The following is a 17,266-nucleotide window of genomic DNA, read 5'->3' as shown; positions in this document are numbered from 1 at the left end:
CCGCCTGTCCTGAGAGAGGACGATGGGGCCATGACCGCCATGATCGTAGGACTGCTGCTGTGCCTCGCCCTGTCAGTCGCCGTCATGAGCCTGGTCGCCATCCCTGCCAGGCGCGAGGGCCGCGAGATCCTCACCGCCCGCGGTGAGCGGGTCGTGGTCAAGGTGCGCGAGGGGGCCGACGGCGCCGCGAGCCGCACCTCGGACCTGATCTCCAGCGCGACGTCCAAGCGGTCGGGGTCCGACAAGGCAGCCACGCTCGCCAAGGGAGCCGCCACGGACAAGCCGGTCACCCCCACCAAGCGACAGGCCTCATGAGCTCCGTGACCGACCGCGCACCCGGCTTCAGGGGACCCGTCGACCCGAGCGTGCGGCCCCAGGACGACCTCTTCGGTCATGTCAACAACCACTGGCTCGAGAGCGTCGAGATCCCGGCCGACCGAGGTCGCTACGGCGCCTTCGACGTCCTGCGCGAGCGGGCCGAGGAGGACGTGCGGGTCCTCATCGACGAGGTCGGCCAGCAGGTCCAGTCGGGCGAGATCGCGGCCGACGACGTCGCCGGCAAGGTCGGTGCCCTCTACCGCTCCTTCCTCGACGAGGCCCGCGCGGACCAGCTCGGGACCGCTCCGATCGCCGACCTCCTCGCGAGCGTCGACGAGGTCACGAGCGTCCCCGACCTCGTCGCCCTGACCGGCCGGCTGGCACGCGACGGCGTCAGCGGCTTCGTCCTTCCCTTCGTCAACACCGACGACCGCGACTCCTCGCGCTATGTCCTCTACCTCGAGCAGGGCGGCCTCGGTCTGCCCGACGAGTCCTACTACCGCGACGAGCAGCACGCCGAGACGCTCACCGCCTACCGCGGGCACGTCGCTCGCCTGGCCCGGCTGGCGCTCGGCCTCGACGAGGACGCCGCGGCCCAGATGTCCGACCGCGTCGTCGACCTCGAGAGCGACCTCGCCCGCGACCACTGGGACCGCGTGACCAACCGGGACCCGGTCAAGACCTACACGCTCGTCGACCCCGCCGGGCTGACCGAGCTCGCTCCGGCCGTCGACTGGGGAGCCTGGGCGGCCGGGCTGGGCAGCGCGACCCCCTTCGCCGAGGTCGTCGTGCGCCAGCCCGACTTCCTGCGCGGCCTCTCGCGCGCACTGGACTCCACCGACCTGGCGACGTGGCGCGACTGGCTGCGGCTGCGCATCGTCCAGGCCCACGCCGCCTACCTCGATGCGCGGATCGTCGACGAGGAGTTCGACTTCGTCGGGCGCACCCTCTCGGGCATCCCCGAGCAGCGTGCCCGGTGGAAGCGCGGTGTCTCCCTCGTCGGGGCCTCCCTCGGTGAGGCCGTCGGCGAGCTCTACGTCGCTCGGCACTTCCCGCCGGCCGCCCGTGAGCGGATGGCCGAGCTGGTGGAGCACCTCGTCGAGGCCTTCCGCCGCTCCTTCGCCACGTCCGAGTGGATGAGCGAGGCCACCCAGCAGGAGGCCATCGCCAAGCTCGAGGCCTTCACCCCCAAGGTGGGCCACCCCAGCACCTGGCGCGACTACTCGTCGGTCGAGATCCGCGAGGACGACCTCGTCGGCAATGTCCGCCGGGTGGCTGCCTACGAGGTCGACCGGGCCCTGTCCAAGCTCGGTGGGCCGGTCGACCGCGACGAGTGGTTCCTCACGCCGCAGACGGTCAACGCCTACTACAACCCCGGGCTCAACGAGATCGTCTTCCCCGCAGCGATCCTGCAGCCGCCCTTCTTCGACGCCGAGGGCGACGACTCCGACAACTACGGCGGCATCGGCGCCGTCATCGGGCACGAGATCGGCCACGGCTTCGACGACGCCGGCTCGACCTTCGACGGCCAGGGCAACCTGCGCGACTGGTGGACGCAGGAGGACCGCAGCGCCTTCGAGGAGCGACGTGACGCCCTCATCACCCAGTTCGACGGGCTGACGACGCGCAATGCGCCCGGCCACACCGTCAACGGCGCCCTGACCGTGGGCGAGAACATCGGTGACATCGGGGGCCTGGCCATCGGCCACGCCGCCTATCTCATCGCCGCCGGCGAGTCCGCGCACGAGGTCGACGCGGATGGCCTGACCGGCGAGCAGCGCTTCTTCAGCAACTGGGCCCGTGTCTGGTGCGGCGATGCCCGGCCCGAGGAGGCCGTGCGGTTGCTCGCGATCGACCCGCACAGCCCCCAGGACGTGCGCGCCAACGCCGTGCGCAACATCGACGCCTTCCACGCCGCCTTCGGCACGCGTGAGGGTGACGGGATGTGGCTCGACCCGCAGGAGCGGGTCTCGCTCTTCTGAGGCGCCGATGACTGTTGACCGGGACCGTGACGCCAGGGGACGGGCCGAAAATGCCAGGCCTCGCGACGGTCTGGGCCGGCCGTTGCCGCACGGCAGTGCCGGCGTGGAGCGGGTCGCGGCCCGTGACCGCACACCCGACGAGGCCATCGCCGATGCCCAGGGCTATCTCGACCGTGAGATGCCCTTCCACGCCCACGAGGTCCTCGAGGAGCAGTGGAAGGTCGCACCGCAGCCCGAGCGAGCCCTGTGGCAGGGCCTCGCCCAGCTCGCGGTCGGCCTCACCCACCAGCGCCGCGGCAACACCTCCGGCGCGACGAGCGTGACGACCCGGGGTGCTGACGCCATCTCTCGGTACGTCGCCATCGCGCCCCACGGCATCGACGTCGCCGGGCTGCTGTCCTGGGCACGCGCACTCGCGGCCGAGCCCGACGGCGACGTGCCGGTCCCCGCCCTTCGCTCCTGACGGCGTCCGGGGCAGCGACGGGGCCATCCGGACGCTCCCGTCCTGCTCCTCCTGGTGGGCCATGACACACCTGGAGGAGCAGAACGGGAGTCCCTGGACTGCCCCCTCGTGCCTCCCACCACCGGCAGCCACCACGCGGACTGCCCGGCGGTTCGTCGCTGTCGGGCGACCCTGCCAAGATGGGGCTCGTGATGGGTATCGACACACTGACCGAGTACATCGCCGTCGCCGTCGGCCTGCTGCTCCTCCTCGGAGGACTTGCGGTGGGCCTGCTGCGCGGCGGAGGCGGCAAGACCAAGGACCTCCCCAAGGAGCACCGTCCCCCGGAGCGCCCCAAGGGCGCGACCGACCACCGCAGCGGCACGATCGTGCTCGATCGGCCGAGCGACCACGCGCAGCCGCAGGCCCCACCGCAGGAGGCGAAGGGGGAGCAGCCGCCGGTCGCGCAGCCGGAGACGACGGAGGAGCAGCCGCAGGCCGCGCCACCCGAGCCGACCACGCCGCCGCAGCCGACCACGCCGCCGCAGCCGGACACCTCCGACGAGGACTTCACCCCGCCGGCGTCGGACGAGAGCGCCGAGCGGGCCCGGACGGTCCCGCCGGTCGCGCCCCCAGCAGAGACCCCGGCCGAGCCGGAGGCTCCGGCCGAGCCCGAGATCCTGACCGAACCCGAGGCCCCGGCCCAGCCCGAGGCCCCGGCCGAGCCGGAGCTCGACACCCCGGCCCCCACCCGCGACCGGATGCGGGCGCTGCGCTCTCGGCTGGCCCGCTCCAACGGCGCGATCGGCAAGGGCCTGCTCGCGCTGCTGTCCCAGGGCAAGCTGTCCGAGGAGGACTGGGAGGACGTCGAGGACACCCTGCTCGTCGCCGACCTGGGCATGGAGCCGACGACCGAGCTCGTCGACTCGCTCCGGGCGCACGTGTCCGTCGACGGCACCACGGACCCGGAGGTGGCCAAGGACTGGCTGTACTCCGACCTGCTCGCCCTGGTCGACCCGTCGATGGACCGAGGCCTGGCCGCCTCGCGCGTCGGCGACCGTCCGGCCTGCATCCTCGTCGTCGGGGTCAACGGCACCGGCAAGACGACGACCGTCGGCAAGCTGGCCCGCGTCCTCGTGGCCAACGACCGCGACGTGCTGCTCGGCGCGGCGGACACCTTCCGCGCGGCGGCCGCCGACCAGCTCGAGACCTGGGGTGCCCGCGTGGGCGTGCCCACCGTCCGCAGCGACCGCGACGGCGCCGACCCCGCAGCGGTGGCCTTCGACGCGGTCAAGGCCGCCGCCGACGCCGAGGTCGACGTGGTGATCATCGACACCGCGGGCCGGCTGCACAACAAGGTCGGCCTCATGGACGAGCTGGCCAAGGTCAAGCGGGTCATCGAGAAGCAGACCCCCATCGACGAGGTGCTGCTCGTGCTCGACGCGACCACGGGGCAGAACGGCCTGGCCCAGGCCAAGGTCTTCGCCGAGGCCGTCGACGTCACCGGTGTCGTGCTGACCAAGCTCGACGGCACCGCCAAGGGCGGCATCGTCGTGGCGGTCCAGCGCCAGCTGGGGGTGCCGGTCAAGCTCGTGGGCCTGGGTGAGGGCCCCGACGACCTGGCTCCCTTCGTGCCGGAGGCCTTCGTCGACGCGATCGTCGGCTGACCCCGCCACCCGCCGCACGCACAGGGCCCCGACCGCATCCGCGGCCGGGGCCCTGTGCGCACTGCCCCGGGCGTACTGCTGGGGCGTACTGCTGTCGAGCGACTCAGCTCAGCGGCTGGTGGAAGCTCAGGTAGTAGCGGGTGTCGGAGCCGACGTTGGCGGCCCACACGACCTCGACGGTGACGGTCGACGTCGTGCCGCTCTTGCCGGGCACCGGCGCGGTGCAGAAGGCCTTGCGGCCAGCCACGAGCACGAGGTCGGTCGGGCAGCTGATGTCGGACTTCGTGTGCCCGTAGGCCTTCATCCCCTTGGCGATCTGCGTCTCGACCTCGTCGGAGGGCAGCTTCAGCGAGGTGTTGGTGTTGGCCGTGGACCCTGCAGGAGTGGGCGGCGCGGACGAGCTCGGGGTCGGCGTGGTCGTCGAGCTCGTGGTGGTCGAGGTCGGCGGCACGCTCGTGCTCGAGGACTCGCTCGTGGTCGGGTCGGTGGTGCTCGTCTGCGTCGTCGTCGAGGAGGAGCTCGACGATTCGTCGTCGGAGAGCGCGACGACACCGATCCCACCGCAGAGGCAGAGCACGAGCACCAGGGCGATACCCCCGACGACCCAGGCCCAGACGGGGACGCCGCCCTTGCGCGGGGGAGGGCCGCCGGTGCCGTACGGCGCGCCGTAGGGGGAGCCCGCCGGAGGCTGCTGCCCGTACGGCGGCTGCTGACCAAAGGGCGGCTGCTGAGGCGGCTGCTGACCGTACGGCGGCTGCTGGCCGAAGGGCGGCTGGTTGTGGGGCTGTCCCTGCGGGCGGCCCGGCTGCCCGGGGCCGGGGGGCGGCATGCTCATGGTTCTCCCTGCTGGTACGTCGGGAGTGGCCGCACAGGCGTTCCCCCCGGGACAGTTGTGTCGTGCGGTCTCACCGTATGCCACCCGCGCGGCTCGCCGCTGACCGGCCGTGTCACGCAGCCTTAACCGGCCCGCCCCGGGCGAAACACCCTCGTAACGTGCGGCGCCCCGTGACGAAACGCCGCGCTCGCAGTCTGTCGTCATGAGCCCAACCATCGCGCCCCTCGCGGCGAGCCCACCCACGATCGACCCCTCGGCGACCGCCTTCATGATCATCTGCGCGGCACTCGTGCTGCTGATGACCCCGGGCCTCGCGCTCTTCTACGGGGGGATGACTCGCGCCAAGTCCGTGCTCAACATGATGATGATGAGCTTCGGCTCGATGGGCGTCGTCGGTGTCGTCTACGTCCTGTGGGGCTACTCGATGTCCTTCGGCGGTTCCGACATCGGCGGGATCCTGGCCAACCCCTTCGACAACTTCGGTCTCCGGGGCGTGGCCAGCACGGTGGAGGGCCTGACCAAGACGGTCGGTGCCGACGGCATGCCGGTCATCGACGTCTTCGGCGCGGATGTCTGGATCCCCGAGGTGCTCTTCGTCGGCTTCCAGCTGACCTTCGCGATCATCACGGTCGCCCTCATCTCGGGCGCCGTCGCGGACCGGGTGAAGTTCTCCACCTGGATGGTCTTCACGGCCATCTGGGTCACCATCGTCTACTTCCCGGTCGCCCACATGGTCTGGGGCGGCGGTCTGCTCTCCGGTGCCGAAGGGGGCATCCCCGCGAAGCTCTTCGGCGTCGCCGACGGTGTGGCGAAGGTCGTGCCGATCGACTTCGCCGGGGGCACGGTCGTGCACATCAACGCCGGCATGGCGGGTCTCGTGCTCGCCCTGGTCGTCGGCAAGCGGATCGGCTTCGGCCGCACCGCGATGCGCCCGCACAACGTCCCGCTCGTGATGCTCGGTGCCGGGCTGCTGTGGTTCGGGTGGTTCGGCTTCAACGCCGGGTCGGAGCTCGCGGCCGACGGCGTCGCCAGCCTCGTCTGGGTCAACACGACGGTGGCCACCTGCGCGGGCATCCTCGGCTGGTTGGTGGTCGAGCGGGTCCGTGACGGTCACGCGACCTCCATCGGTGCCGCGTCCGGCGTCGTCGCAGGCCTCGTGGCGATCACGCCGGCCTGTGGCGCGCTCTCGCCGGTCGGATCGATCGTCCTGGGCCTCGTGGCCGGCGCCCTGTCGGCGCTCGCGGTGGGCCTGAAGTTCCGCTTCGGCTACGACGACTCGCTCGACGTCGTCGGGGTCCACCTGGTCGCAGGGCTGTGGGGCACCGTCGGTGCCGGCCTGCTCGCGACCGAGACCGGGCTCTTCTACGGAGGAGGCCTCGACCAGACACTCGTCCAGGTCGTCGTGGCCCTGGCCTCGCTGCTCCTCTCGGGTGTGCTCACCCTCGTCATCGCCCTGGCGCTCAAGGCGGTCATGGGCTGGCGGGTCGCCGACGACGTCGAGGTCGCCGGCATCGACAGTGGGGAGCACGCGGAGTCCGGGTACGACCTCGTCGCCCGTGGTGGGCGCGTCGGCGTCACCAGCGGCGGCCTGCAGCACGATGCTCGTCACCACGAGGAGATCACCGAAGGAGCCACCTCATGAAGCTCGTCACAGCCATCATCAAGCCGCACCAGCTCGATGACACCAAGGAGGCCCTCGAGGCCTACGGCATCACCGGCATGACCGTCAGCGAGGCGAGCGGCTTCGGCCGCCAGCGCGGCCACAGCGAGGTCTACCGCGGTGCGGAGTACACCGTCGACTTCGTGCCCAAGATCCGCCTGGAGGTCCTCGTCGAGGACGTCGACGTCGAGGGCGTCCTCGCGGTCGTCGTCGCAGCCGCCCGCACCGGTCGCATCGGCGACGGCAAGGTCTGGGTCAGCCCGATCGAGGACGTCGTGCGCGTGCGCACCGGGGAGAAGGGAGTCGAGGCGATCTGAGCCTCGCTGCCCCATGAGCGCCATCGGAGACGACCTGCGAGCCACCCGGCTCGACCTCGCCGGCACCCGGGAGTTCACCCTCCCGGGTGCCGGCCCGGCGCGACGTACCGCCATCGCCGACGCGACCCGCGCCTGGCTGACCGAGCTCTACGCCGGTGCCGTCGGTGAGCAGGAGGGCATCGCGCTCGCAGCCGTCGGCTCCCTCGGACGCGGGTCGTCGGGCCCGTTGAGCGACCTCGACCTCGTGCTCGTCCACGACGGCCGCAGGACGAAGGGGGAGTCCCTCACCGCGATGGCCGATCGCCTCTGGTACCCGGTCTGGGACTCGGGACTCTCCCTCGACCACTCCGTCCGCTCGGGCCGGGAGTGCCGCGACATCGCCCGTCAGGACCTGTCGGCCGCGGTCGGCCTGCTCGATCTGTCCCTCGTCGCGGGCGACGAGGAGCTCGTCGCCGGGGTGCGCGCGACGGTCTCCCACGACTGGCGGTCAGGTGCCCGCACGCGGTTGCCGCAGTTCGTCGAGTCGGTCCGCGCGCGGCACCACCGGCACGGAGAGCTGAGCCAGCAGGTCGAGCCTGACCTGAAGGAGTCGCTCGGCGGTCTGCGGGACGTGACGGTGCTCGACGCACTGACCAGGGCCTGGCTGACCGACCGGCCCCACGGGTCGGTGGGCCCGGCCCTGGGTCAGCTGCTCGACGTGCGCGACGCCCTGCACGTCGTGACCGGTCGCGGGCGCGATCGCCTCCTGCGGGAGGAGCACGACGCCGTCGCGGCGCTGCTCGGCCTGGGCGACCGGGACGAGCTGCTCACCGCGGTCTCCACGTCGGCGCGCACCATCGCCTGGGCGCTGGAGGCGACGATGCGGCGAGCCGGGCAGAGCCAGCGGGCCCGCACCCTGCGGGTCGGTCCTCGGCGCCCGACCATGGCACCCCTCGGGTACGGCCTCTTCGTCCACGACGGCGAAGCGGTCCTCGGCTCCACCCGCCGCGTCGGGATCGACCCGACCCTCCCCCTTCGCGCTGCAGTGGTGGCGGCCCGCGCCGGGCTGCCGCTCGCCCCGCAGACGCTCACCAACCTCGCTGCCTGTCCCGACCCGGCGCAGCCGTGGGACCAGCAGCACCGGGACCTGCTCACCGACCTGCTGGCCGCGGACCGCGGCCTGGCGACGGTGTGGGAGGGGCTGGACCAGGTCGGCGTGATCGAGCGGTGGCTGCCCGAGTGGACGGGGGTGCGTGGCCGGCCACAGCACCACCCGGTCCACCGGCACACCGTCGAGCGGCACCTGCTGGAGACGGTCTCGCAGGCCACGGCCGTCGGGCGTGACGTCGCGCGGCCGGACCTGCTCCTGCTCGCCGCCCTCCTGCACGACATCGGCAAGATCGCCGGGGCCCGCGACCACTCACTCACCGGGGCCGACCTCGCCGATCGCGTGCTGCGGCGCTGGGGTCTGCCCGAGGACGAGCGCGCAACTGTCGTCCTGCTCGTGCGCGAGCACCTGACCCTCATCGAGACCGCCACCCGCCGCGACCTGGCCGACCCGGCGACCGTCGACTCCGTGTGCCGGCTCGTGGGGGATGACCCGCAGACCTTCGAGCTGCTGCGGGCACTGACGATCGCCGACGCGCGCGCGGCCGGGCCCACCGCATGGACCGACTGGCGGGCCAGCCTGGTCGACTCGCTGACCGGGCTGGTGCGAGAGCGCCTGACCGGCCGTGCTCCGCAGCCTCCGCCGCTGCCCCCTTCCCCGAGCGTGGACCCGGCGGCACTCGACGACCTGCGGGACGGTCGCGCGCACGTGCGGGTCGACCCCGGGCCGGGCGGGTGGACGCTGACCGTCCACTGCCGTGATCGGGCCGGGCTCTTCGCCGACACCGCGGGGCTCCTCGCCGCACACGGCCTGACCGTGCGCCGGGCCCGGCTCGCCACCGTCGACGGCGTCGCGGTGGACGAGTGGTTCGTCGAGTCCCCGGGCGGCGACGCCCCCGAGGCCAGCAGGCTCACGGCCGGGCTCGCCCGGCTCGACGCGGGCGACCGGACCGTCGTGGCCGGGTCGACGAGACGACGGGCGGACCCGGCGCGAGGGGTGCCTCCGCTCACCGCGGCCGGCACCAGCGCCTTCGTCCTGCCGAGCGCCGGCAGCGGCGCCACCGTCCTCGAGGTGCGCTCGCAGGACCGGGAGGGACTGCTGCACGACCTGGGGCGTGCCCTGACGCACGAGGGGCTGCGGATCCGGTCGGCCCACATCTCGACCTTCGCCGGGCAGACCCTCGACACCTTCTACGTGACCGACCAGCAGGGGGCGGAGCTGACCCCGGCAGCGGTGGGACGGGCCGTCTCGGCCGTCATCGACGCCTGCGACACCGCCTGAGCGAAGGGAGTGCCCGCGGGCAAGTACCCTTGGCCGGGTGTTCACCAGCCTGTCCGACCGTCTGACCGCGACCTTCAAGAACCTTCGCGGCAAGGGACGCCTGTCCGAGTCCGACGTCAACAAGACCGTCCGCGACATCCGGATGGCCCTCATCGACGCCGATGTCGCCCTGCCCGTCGTCAAGGAGTTCACCTCCGCGGTGCGCGAGCGGGCCACCGGCGCCGAGGTGAGCGGGGCCCTCAACCCCGCCCAGCAGGTCATCAAGATCGTCAACGAGGAGCTCGTGACGATCCTCGGAGGCAACACGCGGACCATCCAGTTCGCCAAGCGCCCGCCGACCGTCATCATGCTCGCCGGCCTCCAGGGCTCCGGCAAGACGACCTTCGCCGGCAAGCTCGGCGCATGGCTCAAGCAGCAGGGCCACACGCCGCTCCTCGTCGCGGCCGACCTGCAGCGACCCAACGCCGTCACGCAGCTCGAGGTGACCGGTGAGCGCGCTGGTGTCCCCGTCTTCGCCCCGGAGCGCGGCAACATGGGCGGCCACGATGCCGTGCTCGACTCGGGCGAGGGGACGCGCTCCTTCGGTGACCCCGTCTCGGTCAGCCGCGCGGGCATCGCCCACGCCCAGTCCCAGCTGCACGACGTCGTCATCGTCGACACCGCCGGTCGCCTGGCGGTCGACGCCGAGCTGATGCAGCAGGCTGCGGACATCCGCTCCGCGGTCAACCCCGACGAGGTCCTCTTCGTCATCGACGCGATGATCGGCCAGGCCGCGGTCGAGACCGCCCGGGCCTTCGCCGAGGGCGTCGACTTCACGGGTGTCGTCCTGTCCAAGCTCGATGGCGACGCCCGCGGTGGTGCGGCCCTGTCGGTCGCCGGGACCACGGGCCGACCGATCATGTTCGCCTCCACGGGTGAGCAGACCAAGGACATCGAGGTCTTCCACCCCGACCGGATGGCCAGCCGCATCCTCGACATGGGTGACGTGCTCACCCTCATCGAGCAGGCCGAGCGCGCCTTCGAGGCCGGCGAGGCCGAGGAGATGCAGCGCAAGTTCCTCGCGGCCGAGGACTTCACCTTCGACGACTTCCTCCAGCAGATGTCCGCGCTCAAGCGGATGGGCTCGCTGAAGTCGATGCTCAAGATGATGCCGGGCATGGGCCAGATGTCGGCCCAGCTGGACAACCTCGACGAGCGCGAGTTCGACCGGGTCGAGGCGATGGTCCGCTCGATGACCCCCTTCGAGCGGACCCACCCCAAGCAGATCAACGGCTCGCGCCGCTCGCGCATCGCCAAGGGCTCCGGCGTGACCGTCTCCGAGGTCAACCAGCTGCTCGAGCGCTTCGGCGAGGCGCAGAAGATGATGAAGCAGCTCGCCCGCGGCGGCGGCATGCCGGGCATGCCCGGGGTGCCCGGCATGGGCGGTGGCCGCAAGAAGCAGGTCAAGCAGCCGAAGAAGAAGGGCAAGTCCGGCAACCCGGCCAAGCGTGCCCAGCAGGAGCGCGAGGCCGCGGAGCGGGCAGCCGGTCGCGGCCCGGCAGGCCCTGCCGGCGCGGCCTTCGGCGGGGGAGCAGCGGACGGTCCGGCAGGCCCGCCGGCCGACCTCGACCCGAGCCAGCTGCCCAAGGGCTTCGAGAAGTTCCTCGGCGGCAGCTGAGATCGACGTGAGCTCCCCGACCCTCCACGCGGTTTCCTCGGGTGACACCGGTCCTCGGATCGCCTTCTGCCACGGGCTCTTCGGGCAGGGACGCAACTGGACCCAGATCGCCAAGGGCCTGACCGACATCGCTCGCCCGACGCTGCTGGACATGCCCGACCACGGGCGCTCCGGGTGGACCGATCGCTTCGACTACGTGGCCGACGCAGACATCGTGGCGGACACGCTGCGCGGCATCGACGCCGATGAGCCATGGGTCGTCGTCGGGCACTCCATGGGCGGCAAGATCGCGATGCTCCTCGCCCTGCGCCACCCCGAGCTGGTGTCACGGCTGTGCGTCGTCGACATCTCCCCGGCGGCCACGACGAGCTTCACCGAGTTCGAGACCTACATCGCCGCGATGCAGGCCATGGACCTCGACGCGATCGAGTCGCGCGCCGACGCCGATGCCGCCATGCAGGAGGCCGCGCCCGATGCCGGCGTGCGGGCCTTCCTGCTGCAGAACCTGCGACGCGAAGGGAGTGGCTGGCGCTGGCAGCCCAACCTCGAGGTCATCGGGCGGGACATCGCCACGATCGGTGGGTGGCCGCAGGACGAGATCGCGGGGCTGCCCCCCTTCGACGAGCCCGTGCTGTGGCTCTCGGGAGCCCGCTCGCGCTATGTCACCGACGAGGACGAGGCGCAGATGCGACGTCTCTTCCCGCGGATGCGGCACGTCACCGTCAAGGACGCCGGGCACTGGGTCCACTCGGAGCAGCCCGAGGTGACCGTCGCCGCACTGCGGGCACTGATCACCTCTGACCGCTGATCTCCTCTGACCGCTGATCTCGTCTGACCGCTGACGTCGCGATGTGATGAGGTGGAGGTGTCCGGCGCCCACCGGACCCTCACACCGGAAGGACTCGTCATGTCTCGCATCGTCGTCATCGGCGGGCACGGCAAGATCGCCCTGCTCCTCGCGCCGCTCCTCGTCGAGGAGGGCCACTCGGTCACCTCCCTCATCCGCAACCCCGCTCACGCCGCCGAGGTCCAGGCGGCCGGAGCCACCCCCGTCGTCGCCGACGTCGAGCAGCTCGACGTCGCTGGCATCGCCGAGGTCATCACCGGTCACGACGCGGTGGTGTGGTCCGCCGGCGCTGGCGGCGGCGACCCCGCACGCACCCGAGCGGTCGACCAGGACGCGGCGATCCGCTCGATGGACGCCGCGGTGCAGGCCGGGGTCCAGCGCTATGTGATGGTCAGCTACTGCGGTGCCGGCACCGACCACGGCGTGGATCCCAGCACCCCCTTCTTCGCCTACGCGCAGGCCAAGGCCGCCGCCGACGAGCACCTGCGCGCGACCGAGCTCGACTGGACCGTCCTCGGCCCGAGCGGGCTGACCCTCGACCCGCCCACCGGATCGATCGCGGTCGGCCGCGAGGGCAGCGGCAAGGTGTCGCGCGCCAATGTCGCCCGCGTCATCGCGGCGACGTTGCGCGCCAACGCGACCAGCCGACGGACCATCGAGTTCCACGACGGGTCCACGCCCATCGACGACGCGATCGGCTGACCCTTCGAGACGCTCGCGGAGCGAGCTCCTCAGGGGCCGTGGGCCTGGCTTCTCGGATGGCTCCTCAGGGGCCGTGGGCCTGGCTTCTCGGATGGCTCCTCAGGGGCCGTGGGCCTGGCTTCTCGGATAGCCTCGGGCCATGGCTGATGTGCTGCACGTCACGGGCGAGGTCCTCATCTCCGAGCACGAGAGCGTCCCTGAGCTGTGGGTGATCGACGGCGTCGTCTCCTTCACCCCGCCCACGAGCGGCGACGTCGAGACCGTGAGCGGGTTCGTCCTGCCGGGCTTCGTCGATGCCCACTGCCACGTCGGTCTCGACGCGCACGGGGCGGTCGACGACGCCACGAGCGAGGCCCAGGCCGTGGCCGACCGCGACGCGGGCACCCTGCTCATCCGCGACGCCGGCTCGCCTGCCGACACCCGCTGGATCGACGAGCGTGATGACCTGCCCAAGATCATCCGGGCCGGCCGGCACATCGCGCGGACCAAGCGCTACATCCGCAACTTCGCCCACGAGGTCGAGCCGGAGCAGCTCGTCTCCCGCGTGCGGGCCGAGGCCCGCGCGGGTGACGGCTGGGTCAAGCTCGTCGGTGACTGGATCGACCGCGGCGTCGGGGACCTCGCGCCCTGCTGGCCGCGCGAGGTCCTCGTCGAGGCCATCGCCGCCGCCCACGAGGAGGGCGCGCGGGTGACGGCGCACTGCTTCGGCGAGGAGTCGCTCGCCGACTTCGCGGCCGCCGGCACCGACTGCATCGAGCACGCGACCGGGCTCGTCCCCGAGACGATCTCGACCTTCGCCGAGCGGGGCATCGCCATCGTGCCGACCCTCGTCAACATCGAGACCTTCCCCCAGATCGCGGCCCCGGCTGCCGACAAGTTCCCCGACTACGCCCGCCACATGCTGCAGCTCCACGAGCGACGCTTCGAGACGATCGCTGCCGCCCACGACGCCGGTGTCCCGATCTACGTGGGCACCGATGCCGGTGGCTCGCTCCCGCACGGCCTGGTCGCCCAGGAGATGGAGCTGCTCGTGCGGGCCGGCTTCTCCACGCAGGAGGCGCTCGCCGCCGGGACCTGGTCCTCACGGACCTGGCTCGGTCGTCCCGCCATCGCCGAAGGCGAGGACGCCGACCTCGTGGTCCTCGCCGAGGACCCCCGCGAGGACGTGCGGGCCTGTGGCACACCCGAGCACGTGATCCTGCGGGGCAGGCGCGTCGGGGGGCGCTGACCCCCCTTCGCCCGGCCGTCCACATCCCGGGGGCCGGTGGGCTCAGGCGGGGTCGCCCACCAGCTCGCGCTCCGGCTCGGCGGAGCCGGCCGACTCCGCGGCCACCTCGGCGCGGTGGGCGCGCAGGCTGTAGAGCACGGCGCCGACCCAGACGACCCAGACGAGGGCGTAGACCAGCCAGGTGGCGCCGCCGTCGAGAGCCAGACCGTCCTTGCCGATGATCGTGCGGGCATTGGTCAGGACGATGACCCCGCCGACGAGCGAGCCGAGGATGCGCGGGGGGATGGTGCGCACGATCCAAGCCGCGATCGGGGCCGCGATGGCTCCGCCGACGAAGAGCATGGCCACCCACGAGAAGTTGATGCCCTGGGACCCGAGCGCAGCGAGGAAGCCGATGCTCGCGGCGACGGAGACGAGGAACTCGCTCGTGTCGATCGAGCCGATGACCTTGCGCGGCTCCAGCCGACCGCTCGCGAGGATCGCCGGTGTGCCGACCGGGCCCCAGCCGCCGCCACCGGTCGCGTCGACGAAGCCGCCGAAGAGACCCAGCGGGGTGAGGAAGCGCTTGCGCAGTGGAGTGCCGAGGCGGTCCTTGCGCAGGCCCTTGAAGGTGAAGCGGACCAGGACGTACAGGCCGAGCGCCAGCAGGATCCCGGACATCAGCGGCTTGGCGGTCGAGGTGTCGAGGCTGGCGAGGAAGGTGGCGCCGGCGAAGGACCCGAGGGCGCCCGGGACACCGATCTTGAGCACCACGGGCCAGTCGACGTTGCCGAAGCGCCAGTGCGAGGCACCCGAGACGAGGGTCGTCCCGATCTCGGCGAGGTGCACGGTCGCCGAGGCGGCGACCGGGTTGGTGCCGATGGCGAGCAGGAGGGTGGTCGTCGTGACGCCGTAGGCCATGCCGAGCGACCCGTCGACGAGCTGGGCGAGCAGGCCCACGATGGCCAGGAGGACGAGCTTGCGCATACGGAGGACTCTTTTCCGTGAGGAGTGTGCGGCGCGACGGGCGAGAGGATCTCCCACCTGTTGTGCAGGAGTTTGATCCAACATCTGCTTATGGGTCAAGTAACGCCGCGTTATGTCTCACGACGTGGGCGATCGCGACGGCTGCGAGCCGGGATACTGGGGGGCATGGACATCTCTGCCCGGTCGGACTACGCCGTCCGCGCGATGCTGACCCTCGCGGCCTCCGGCGAAGGGGGGACACCGGTCTCCGTCGTGCGGCTGGCCGCCGATCAGGACCTGCCGCGCAAGTTCCTCGAGGCGATCCTCGCCGACCTGCGTCGCGCGGAGCTCGTGACGAGCCGCATGGGGGCCAGCGGCGGGTACCTGCTCGCGCGGCCGGCGAGCGGGATCGCGGTCGGTGACGTCATCCGGGCCGTCGACGGCCCCCTCGCCGAGGTCCGCGGGGAGCGGCCGCAGGCGACCAGCTACGACGGCGCGGCCACGCACCTGCCGACGCTGTGGGTCGCGGTGCGCTCCAGCGTCCGGTCGGTCCTCGACGGCACGAGCCTCGCCGACGTGCTCGCGGGCGACTTCCCCGCTGCGGTCCGGACCGCCGTCGCCGCCCCCGGGGCCTGGGAGAACCGCTGACCGACGACGAAGGGGGGAGGCCACCGCGGCGGCGACCTCCCCCCTTCGTGCTGGTGCGTGTCCGCCGTCGCTGTTTTGGCCCTGCGGCGCCCCCGTGGAAGAATCCCCTGCGTACCCGTCCGCGCCGGTGATCTCTCCTGCGCGCCGGATGCCTACACCCCGAGCTCGATACCCCGTGCGACCAGCGCACGGTCTCGCCGTGCTCATGACTGAAGGGACCACTCACGTGGCCGTCAAGATCCGCCTGAAGCGTATGGGCAAGATCCACAAGCCGTTCTACCGCGTCGTCATCATGGACTCCCGCGCCAAGCGCGATGGCCGTGCCATCGAGGAGATCGGTCAGTACCACCCCACCGAGGAGCCCTCGGTCATCAAGATCGACGGCGAGCGCGCCCAGCACTGGCTCTCCCAGGGCGCCCAGCCCACCGAGGCCGTCGCCGCGCTGCTCAAGATCACCGGTGACTGGCAGAAGTTCAAGGGCGAGCCCGGCGCCGAGGGCACCCTGAAGGTCAAGGAGCCCAAGGCCTCCAAGAAGGACCTCTACGAGGCTGCCCTCGCGTCCTCCGACAAGGAGGCCGGCGAGCACGAGGCCATCACGGCGAAGAAGAAGGCCGACAAGGAGGCCGCTGACAAGAAGGCGGCCGACGCCAAGGCTGCCGAGGAGAAGGCTGCTGCCGACGCCAAGGCCGCCGAGGAGAAGGCTGCTGCCGAGGCTCCGGCCGAGGACGCTCCGGCCGAGGCCGAGACCACCGAGGCCTGAGATGCTCGACGAGGCGCTCGAGCACCTGGTCACCGGCATCGTCGACCACAAGGACGACGTCGTCGTGCGGAGCAAGAACCTGCGTCGCGGCGAGATCCTCGAGGTGCGCGTGCACCCCGATGACCTCGGTCGCGTGATCGGGCGCTCCGGCCGGACCGCCTCCGCGCTGCGCACCGTCCTCGGTGCGCTCGGCGGCGGCGACAACGTGCGGATCGACATCGTCGACACCGACCGCGAGCGCTGACACCCGGCGCTCACCTCGTGGCCGAATGGCCGCCATCCCCACGGGGAGGGCGGCCATTCGCCATGTCGGGGCCCGGCTGCATAGGTTGTCCCGCATGAGTCGCACCGATGGCCACGTGGTCGCCCGCATCGGCAAGCCCCACGCCCTGCGCGGTGAGGTCACCGTGCAGCTGCACACCGACGACCCCGAGGCGCGCTTCGTGCCCGGGACCGTCTTCGACACCCGCGCGAGCGAGGGGTCCGGCGTCCCCCGCCAGCTGACGCTCGCGACGACCCGCGTCCATCAGGGCGTCTGGCTGCTGGGCTTCGAGGGCATCCCCGACCGCACGGGCGCCGAGTCCCTGCGCGGCACCCGGCTGGTGCTGGCGCTGGACCAGCCGGACCCGACGCAGGACGACGAGGGCTGGTACGAGGAGGACCTTGTGGGCCTGCAGGCGGTCGACCCCTCCGGGACGGTGCTCGGCGAGGTCGTCGCCCTGGAGCTCGGCGCCGCCCAGGACCGGCTGCGGGTGCGTCGTCCCGACGGCTCGGAGGCGCTCGTCCCCTTCGTCGAGGAGATCGTCCCGGAGGTCGACCCCGCGGGCGGGCGGATCGTCGTCGACGCGCCCCCCGGGCTGCTCGACCTCGACGCGAAGGGGGAGTGAGCC

17 protein-coding genes are annotated in these 17,266 nt (G+C 72.1%); 15 read left to right on the top strand and 2 right to left on the bottom strand.

Annotated elements, in window-relative coordinates; genetic code table 11:
• Window positions 1-30 precede the first annotated feature (30 nt).
• From EXU32_RS09895 to ftsY, 4 genes are all read left to right on the top strand, one after another.
• Window positions 31-315 (top strand): hypothetical protein, encoded by a 285-nt coding sequence (locus EXU32_RS09895; RefSeq protein WP_130629757.1) that lies wholly within the window; start codon window positions 31-33, stop codon window positions 313-315.
• Window positions 312-2,300: a M13 family metallopeptidase gene (locus EXU32_RS09890; protein ID WP_130629756.1), complete on the top strand. Its 1,989-nt coding sequence runs from the start codon at window positions 312-314 to the stop codon at window positions 2,298-2,300. Before EXU32_RS09895 ends, EXU32_RS09890 begins: the two co-directional genes overlap by 4 nt.
• A 7-nt stretch (window positions 2,301-2,307) precedes the next feature.
• Window positions 2,308-2,763: a DUF309 domain-containing protein gene (locus EXU32_RS09885; protein WP_130629755.1), complete on the top strand. Its 456-nt coding sequence runs from the start codon at window positions 2,308-2,310 to the stop codon at window positions 2,761-2,763.
• 191 nt (window positions 2,764-2,954) lie between these two features.
• A complete protein-coding gene (gene ftsY, locus EXU32_RS09880) occupies window positions 2,955-4,409 on the top strand; it encodes a signal recognition particle-docking protein FtsY (protein WP_130629754.1) in 1,455 nt (484 codons plus the stop codon).
• 103 nt (window positions 4,410-4,512) lie between these two features.
• On the opposite strand, the gene EXU32_RS09875 is transcribed toward ftsY, so the two are convergent.
• A complete protein-coding gene (locus EXU32_RS09875; RefSeq protein ID WP_130629753.1) occupies window positions 4,513-5,244 on the bottom strand; it encodes a DUF4333 domain-containing protein in 732 nt (243 codons plus the stop codon).
• A gap of 202 nt (window positions 5,245-5,446) precedes the next feature.
• Between EXU32_RS09875 and EXU32_RS09870 the strand changes: the two genes are divergently transcribed.
• The 7 genes from EXU32_RS09870 (at window position 5,447) to EXU32_RS09840 (ending at window position 14,023) form a co-directional block, all read left to right on the top strand.
• Complete coding sequence (locus tag EXU32_RS09870) at window positions 5,447-6,886, top strand: ammonium transporter (protein WP_130629752.1); 1,440 nt, start codon at window positions 5,447-5,449, stop codon at window positions 6,884-6,886.
• Window positions 6,883-7,221 carry a P-II family nitrogen regulator gene (locus EXU32_RS09865; protein ID WP_130629751.1) on the top strand — a complete coding sequence of 113 codons (339 nt, stop codon included), beginning with the start codon at window positions 6,883-6,885 and terminating at the stop codon, window positions 7,219-7,221. Before EXU32_RS09870 ends, EXU32_RS09865 begins: the two co-directional genes overlap by 4 nt.
• A gap of 13 nt (window positions 7,222-7,234) precedes the next feature.
• Window positions 7,235-9,589 carry a [protein-PII] uridylyltransferase gene (locus tag EXU32_RS09860; RefSeq protein ID WP_130629750.1) on the top strand — a complete coding sequence of 785 codons (2,355 nt, stop codon included), beginning with the start codon at window positions 7,235-7,237 and terminating at the stop codon, window positions 9,587-9,589.
• Between the two features lie 37 nt (window positions 9,590-9,626).
• Window positions 9,627-11,246 (top strand): signal recognition particle protein, encoded by a 1,620-nt coding sequence (gene ffh / locus EXU32_RS09855; RefSeq protein WP_130629749.1) that lies wholly within the window; start codon window positions 9,627-9,629, stop codon window positions 11,244-11,246.
• A 7-nt stretch (window positions 11,247-11,253) separates the two neighbouring features.
• A complete protein-coding gene (locus EXU32_RS09850) occupies window positions 11,254-12,054 on the top strand; it encodes an alpha/beta fold hydrolase (protein WP_130629748.1) in 801 nt (266 codons plus the stop codon).
• A 99-nt stretch (window positions 12,055-12,153) separates the two neighbouring features.
• Window positions 12,154-12,795: an SDR family oxidoreductase gene (locus EXU32_RS09845; protein ID WP_130629747.1), complete on the top strand. Its 642-nt coding sequence runs from the start codon at window positions 12,154-12,156 to the stop codon at window positions 12,793-12,795.
• A 139-nt stretch (window positions 12,796-12,934) separates the two neighbouring features.
• Window positions 12,935-14,023 (top strand): amidohydrolase family protein, encoded by a 1,089-nt coding sequence (locus tag EXU32_RS09840; RefSeq protein WP_130629746.1) that lies wholly within the window; start codon window positions 12,935-12,937, stop codon window positions 14,021-14,023.
• Between the two features lie 42 nt (window positions 14,024-14,065).
• Here the strand turns inward: EXU32_RS09840 and EXU32_RS09835 are convergent, their stop codons facing one another.
• A complete protein-coding gene (locus EXU32_RS09835; RefSeq protein ID WP_130629745.1) occupies window positions 14,066-14,989 on the bottom strand; it encodes a sulfite exporter TauE/SafE family protein in 924 nt (307 codons plus the stop codon).
• Between the two features lie 165 nt (window positions 14,990-15,154).
• On the opposite strand from EXU32_RS09835, the gene EXU32_RS09830 reads away from it, so the two are divergent.
• From EXU32_RS09830 to rimM, 4 genes are all read left to right on the top strand, one after another.
• Complete coding sequence (locus tag EXU32_RS09830) at window positions 15,155-15,616, top strand: RrF2 family transcriptional regulator (protein WP_130629744.1); 462 nt, start codon at window positions 15,155-15,157, stop codon at window positions 15,614-15,616.
• A 226-nt stretch (window positions 15,617-15,842) separates the two neighbouring features.
• Entirely contained in the window at window positions 15,843-16,376 is a 534-nt protein-coding gene (rpsP, locus tag EXU32_RS09825) for a 30S ribosomal protein S16 (protein WP_130629743.1), read from the top strand.
• A 1-nt stretch (window position 16,377) separates the two neighbouring features.
• Window positions 16,378-16,620, top strand: a complete 243-nt coding sequence (locus tag EXU32_RS09820) for an RNA-binding protein (RefSeq protein ID WP_055992297.1) — start codon at window positions 16,378-16,380, stop codon at window positions 16,618-16,620.
• Window positions 16,621-16,714: 94 nt separating this feature from the next.
• Window positions 16,715-17,263: a ribosome maturation factor RimM gene (rimM, locus tag EXU32_RS09815; protein ID WP_130629742.1), complete on the top strand. Its 549-nt coding sequence runs from the start codon at window positions 16,715-16,717 to the stop codon at window positions 17,261-17,263.
• Window positions 17,264-17,266: the final 3 nt, after the last annotated feature.

This window comes from Janibacter limosus (genome assembly GCF_004295485.1).
Classification (GTDB): Bacteria; Actinomycetota; Actinomycetes; order Actinomycetales; family Dermatophilaceae; genus Janibacter; species Janibacter limosus_A.
This window is presented reverse-complemented; position numbering and strand designations above follow the sequence as displayed.

Coding starts and splice junctions, on each gene's coding strand:
- EXU32_RS09835 (WP_130629745.1), bottom strand. CDS start 14,989: ATGCGCAAGCTCGTCCTCCTGGCCATCGTGGGCCTGCTCGCCCAGCTC.
- EXU32_RS09885 (WP_130629755.1), top strand. CDS start 2,308: ATGACTGTTGACCGGGACCGTGACGCCAGGGGACGGGCCGAAAATGCC.
- EXU32_RS09845 (WP_130629747.1), top strand. CDS start 12,154: ATGTCTCGCATCGTCGTCATCGGCGGGCACGGCAAGATCGCCCTGCTC.
- EXU32_RS09840 (WP_130629746.1), top strand. CDS start 12,935: ATGGCTGATGTGCTGCACGTCACGGGCGAGGTCCTCATCTCCGAGCAC.
- ftsY (WP_130629754.1), top strand. CDS start 2,955: ATGGGTATCGACACACTGACCGAGTACATCGCCGTCGCCGTCGGCCTG.
- EXU32_RS09895 (WP_130629757.1), top strand. CDS start 31: ATGACCGCCATGATCGTAGGACTGCTGCTGTGCCTCGCCCTGTCAGTC.
- EXU32_RS09875 (WP_130629753.1), bottom strand. CDS start 5,244: ATGAGCATGCCGCCCCCCGGCCCCGGGCAGCCGGGCCGCCCGCAGGGA.
- EXU32_RS09870 (WP_130629752.1), top strand. CDS start 5,447: ATGAGCCCAACCATCGCGCCCCTCGCGGCGAGCCCACCCACGATCGAC.
- EXU32_RS09865 (WP_130629751.1), top strand. CDS start 6,883: ATGAAGCTCGTCACAGCCATCATCAAGCCGCACCAGCTCGATGACACC.
- rimM (WP_130629742.1), top strand. CDS start 16,715: ATGAGTCGCACCGATGGCCACGTGGTCGCCCGCATCGGCAAGCCCCAC.
- EXU32_RS09890 (WP_130629756.1), top strand. CDS start 312: ATGAGCTCCGTGACCGACCGCGCACCCGGCTTCAGGGGACCCGTCGAC.
- EXU32_RS09820 (WP_055992297.1), top strand. CDS start 16,378: ATGCTCGACGAGGCGCTCGAGCACCTGGTCACCGGCATCGTCGACCAC.
- EXU32_RS09830 (WP_130629744.1), top strand. CDS start 15,155: ATGGACATCTCTGCCCGGTCGGACTACGCCGTCCGCGCGATGCTGACC.
- EXU32_RS09860 (WP_130629750.1), top strand. CDS start 7,235: ATGAGCGCCATCGGAGACGACCTGCGAGCCACCCGGCTCGACCTCGCC.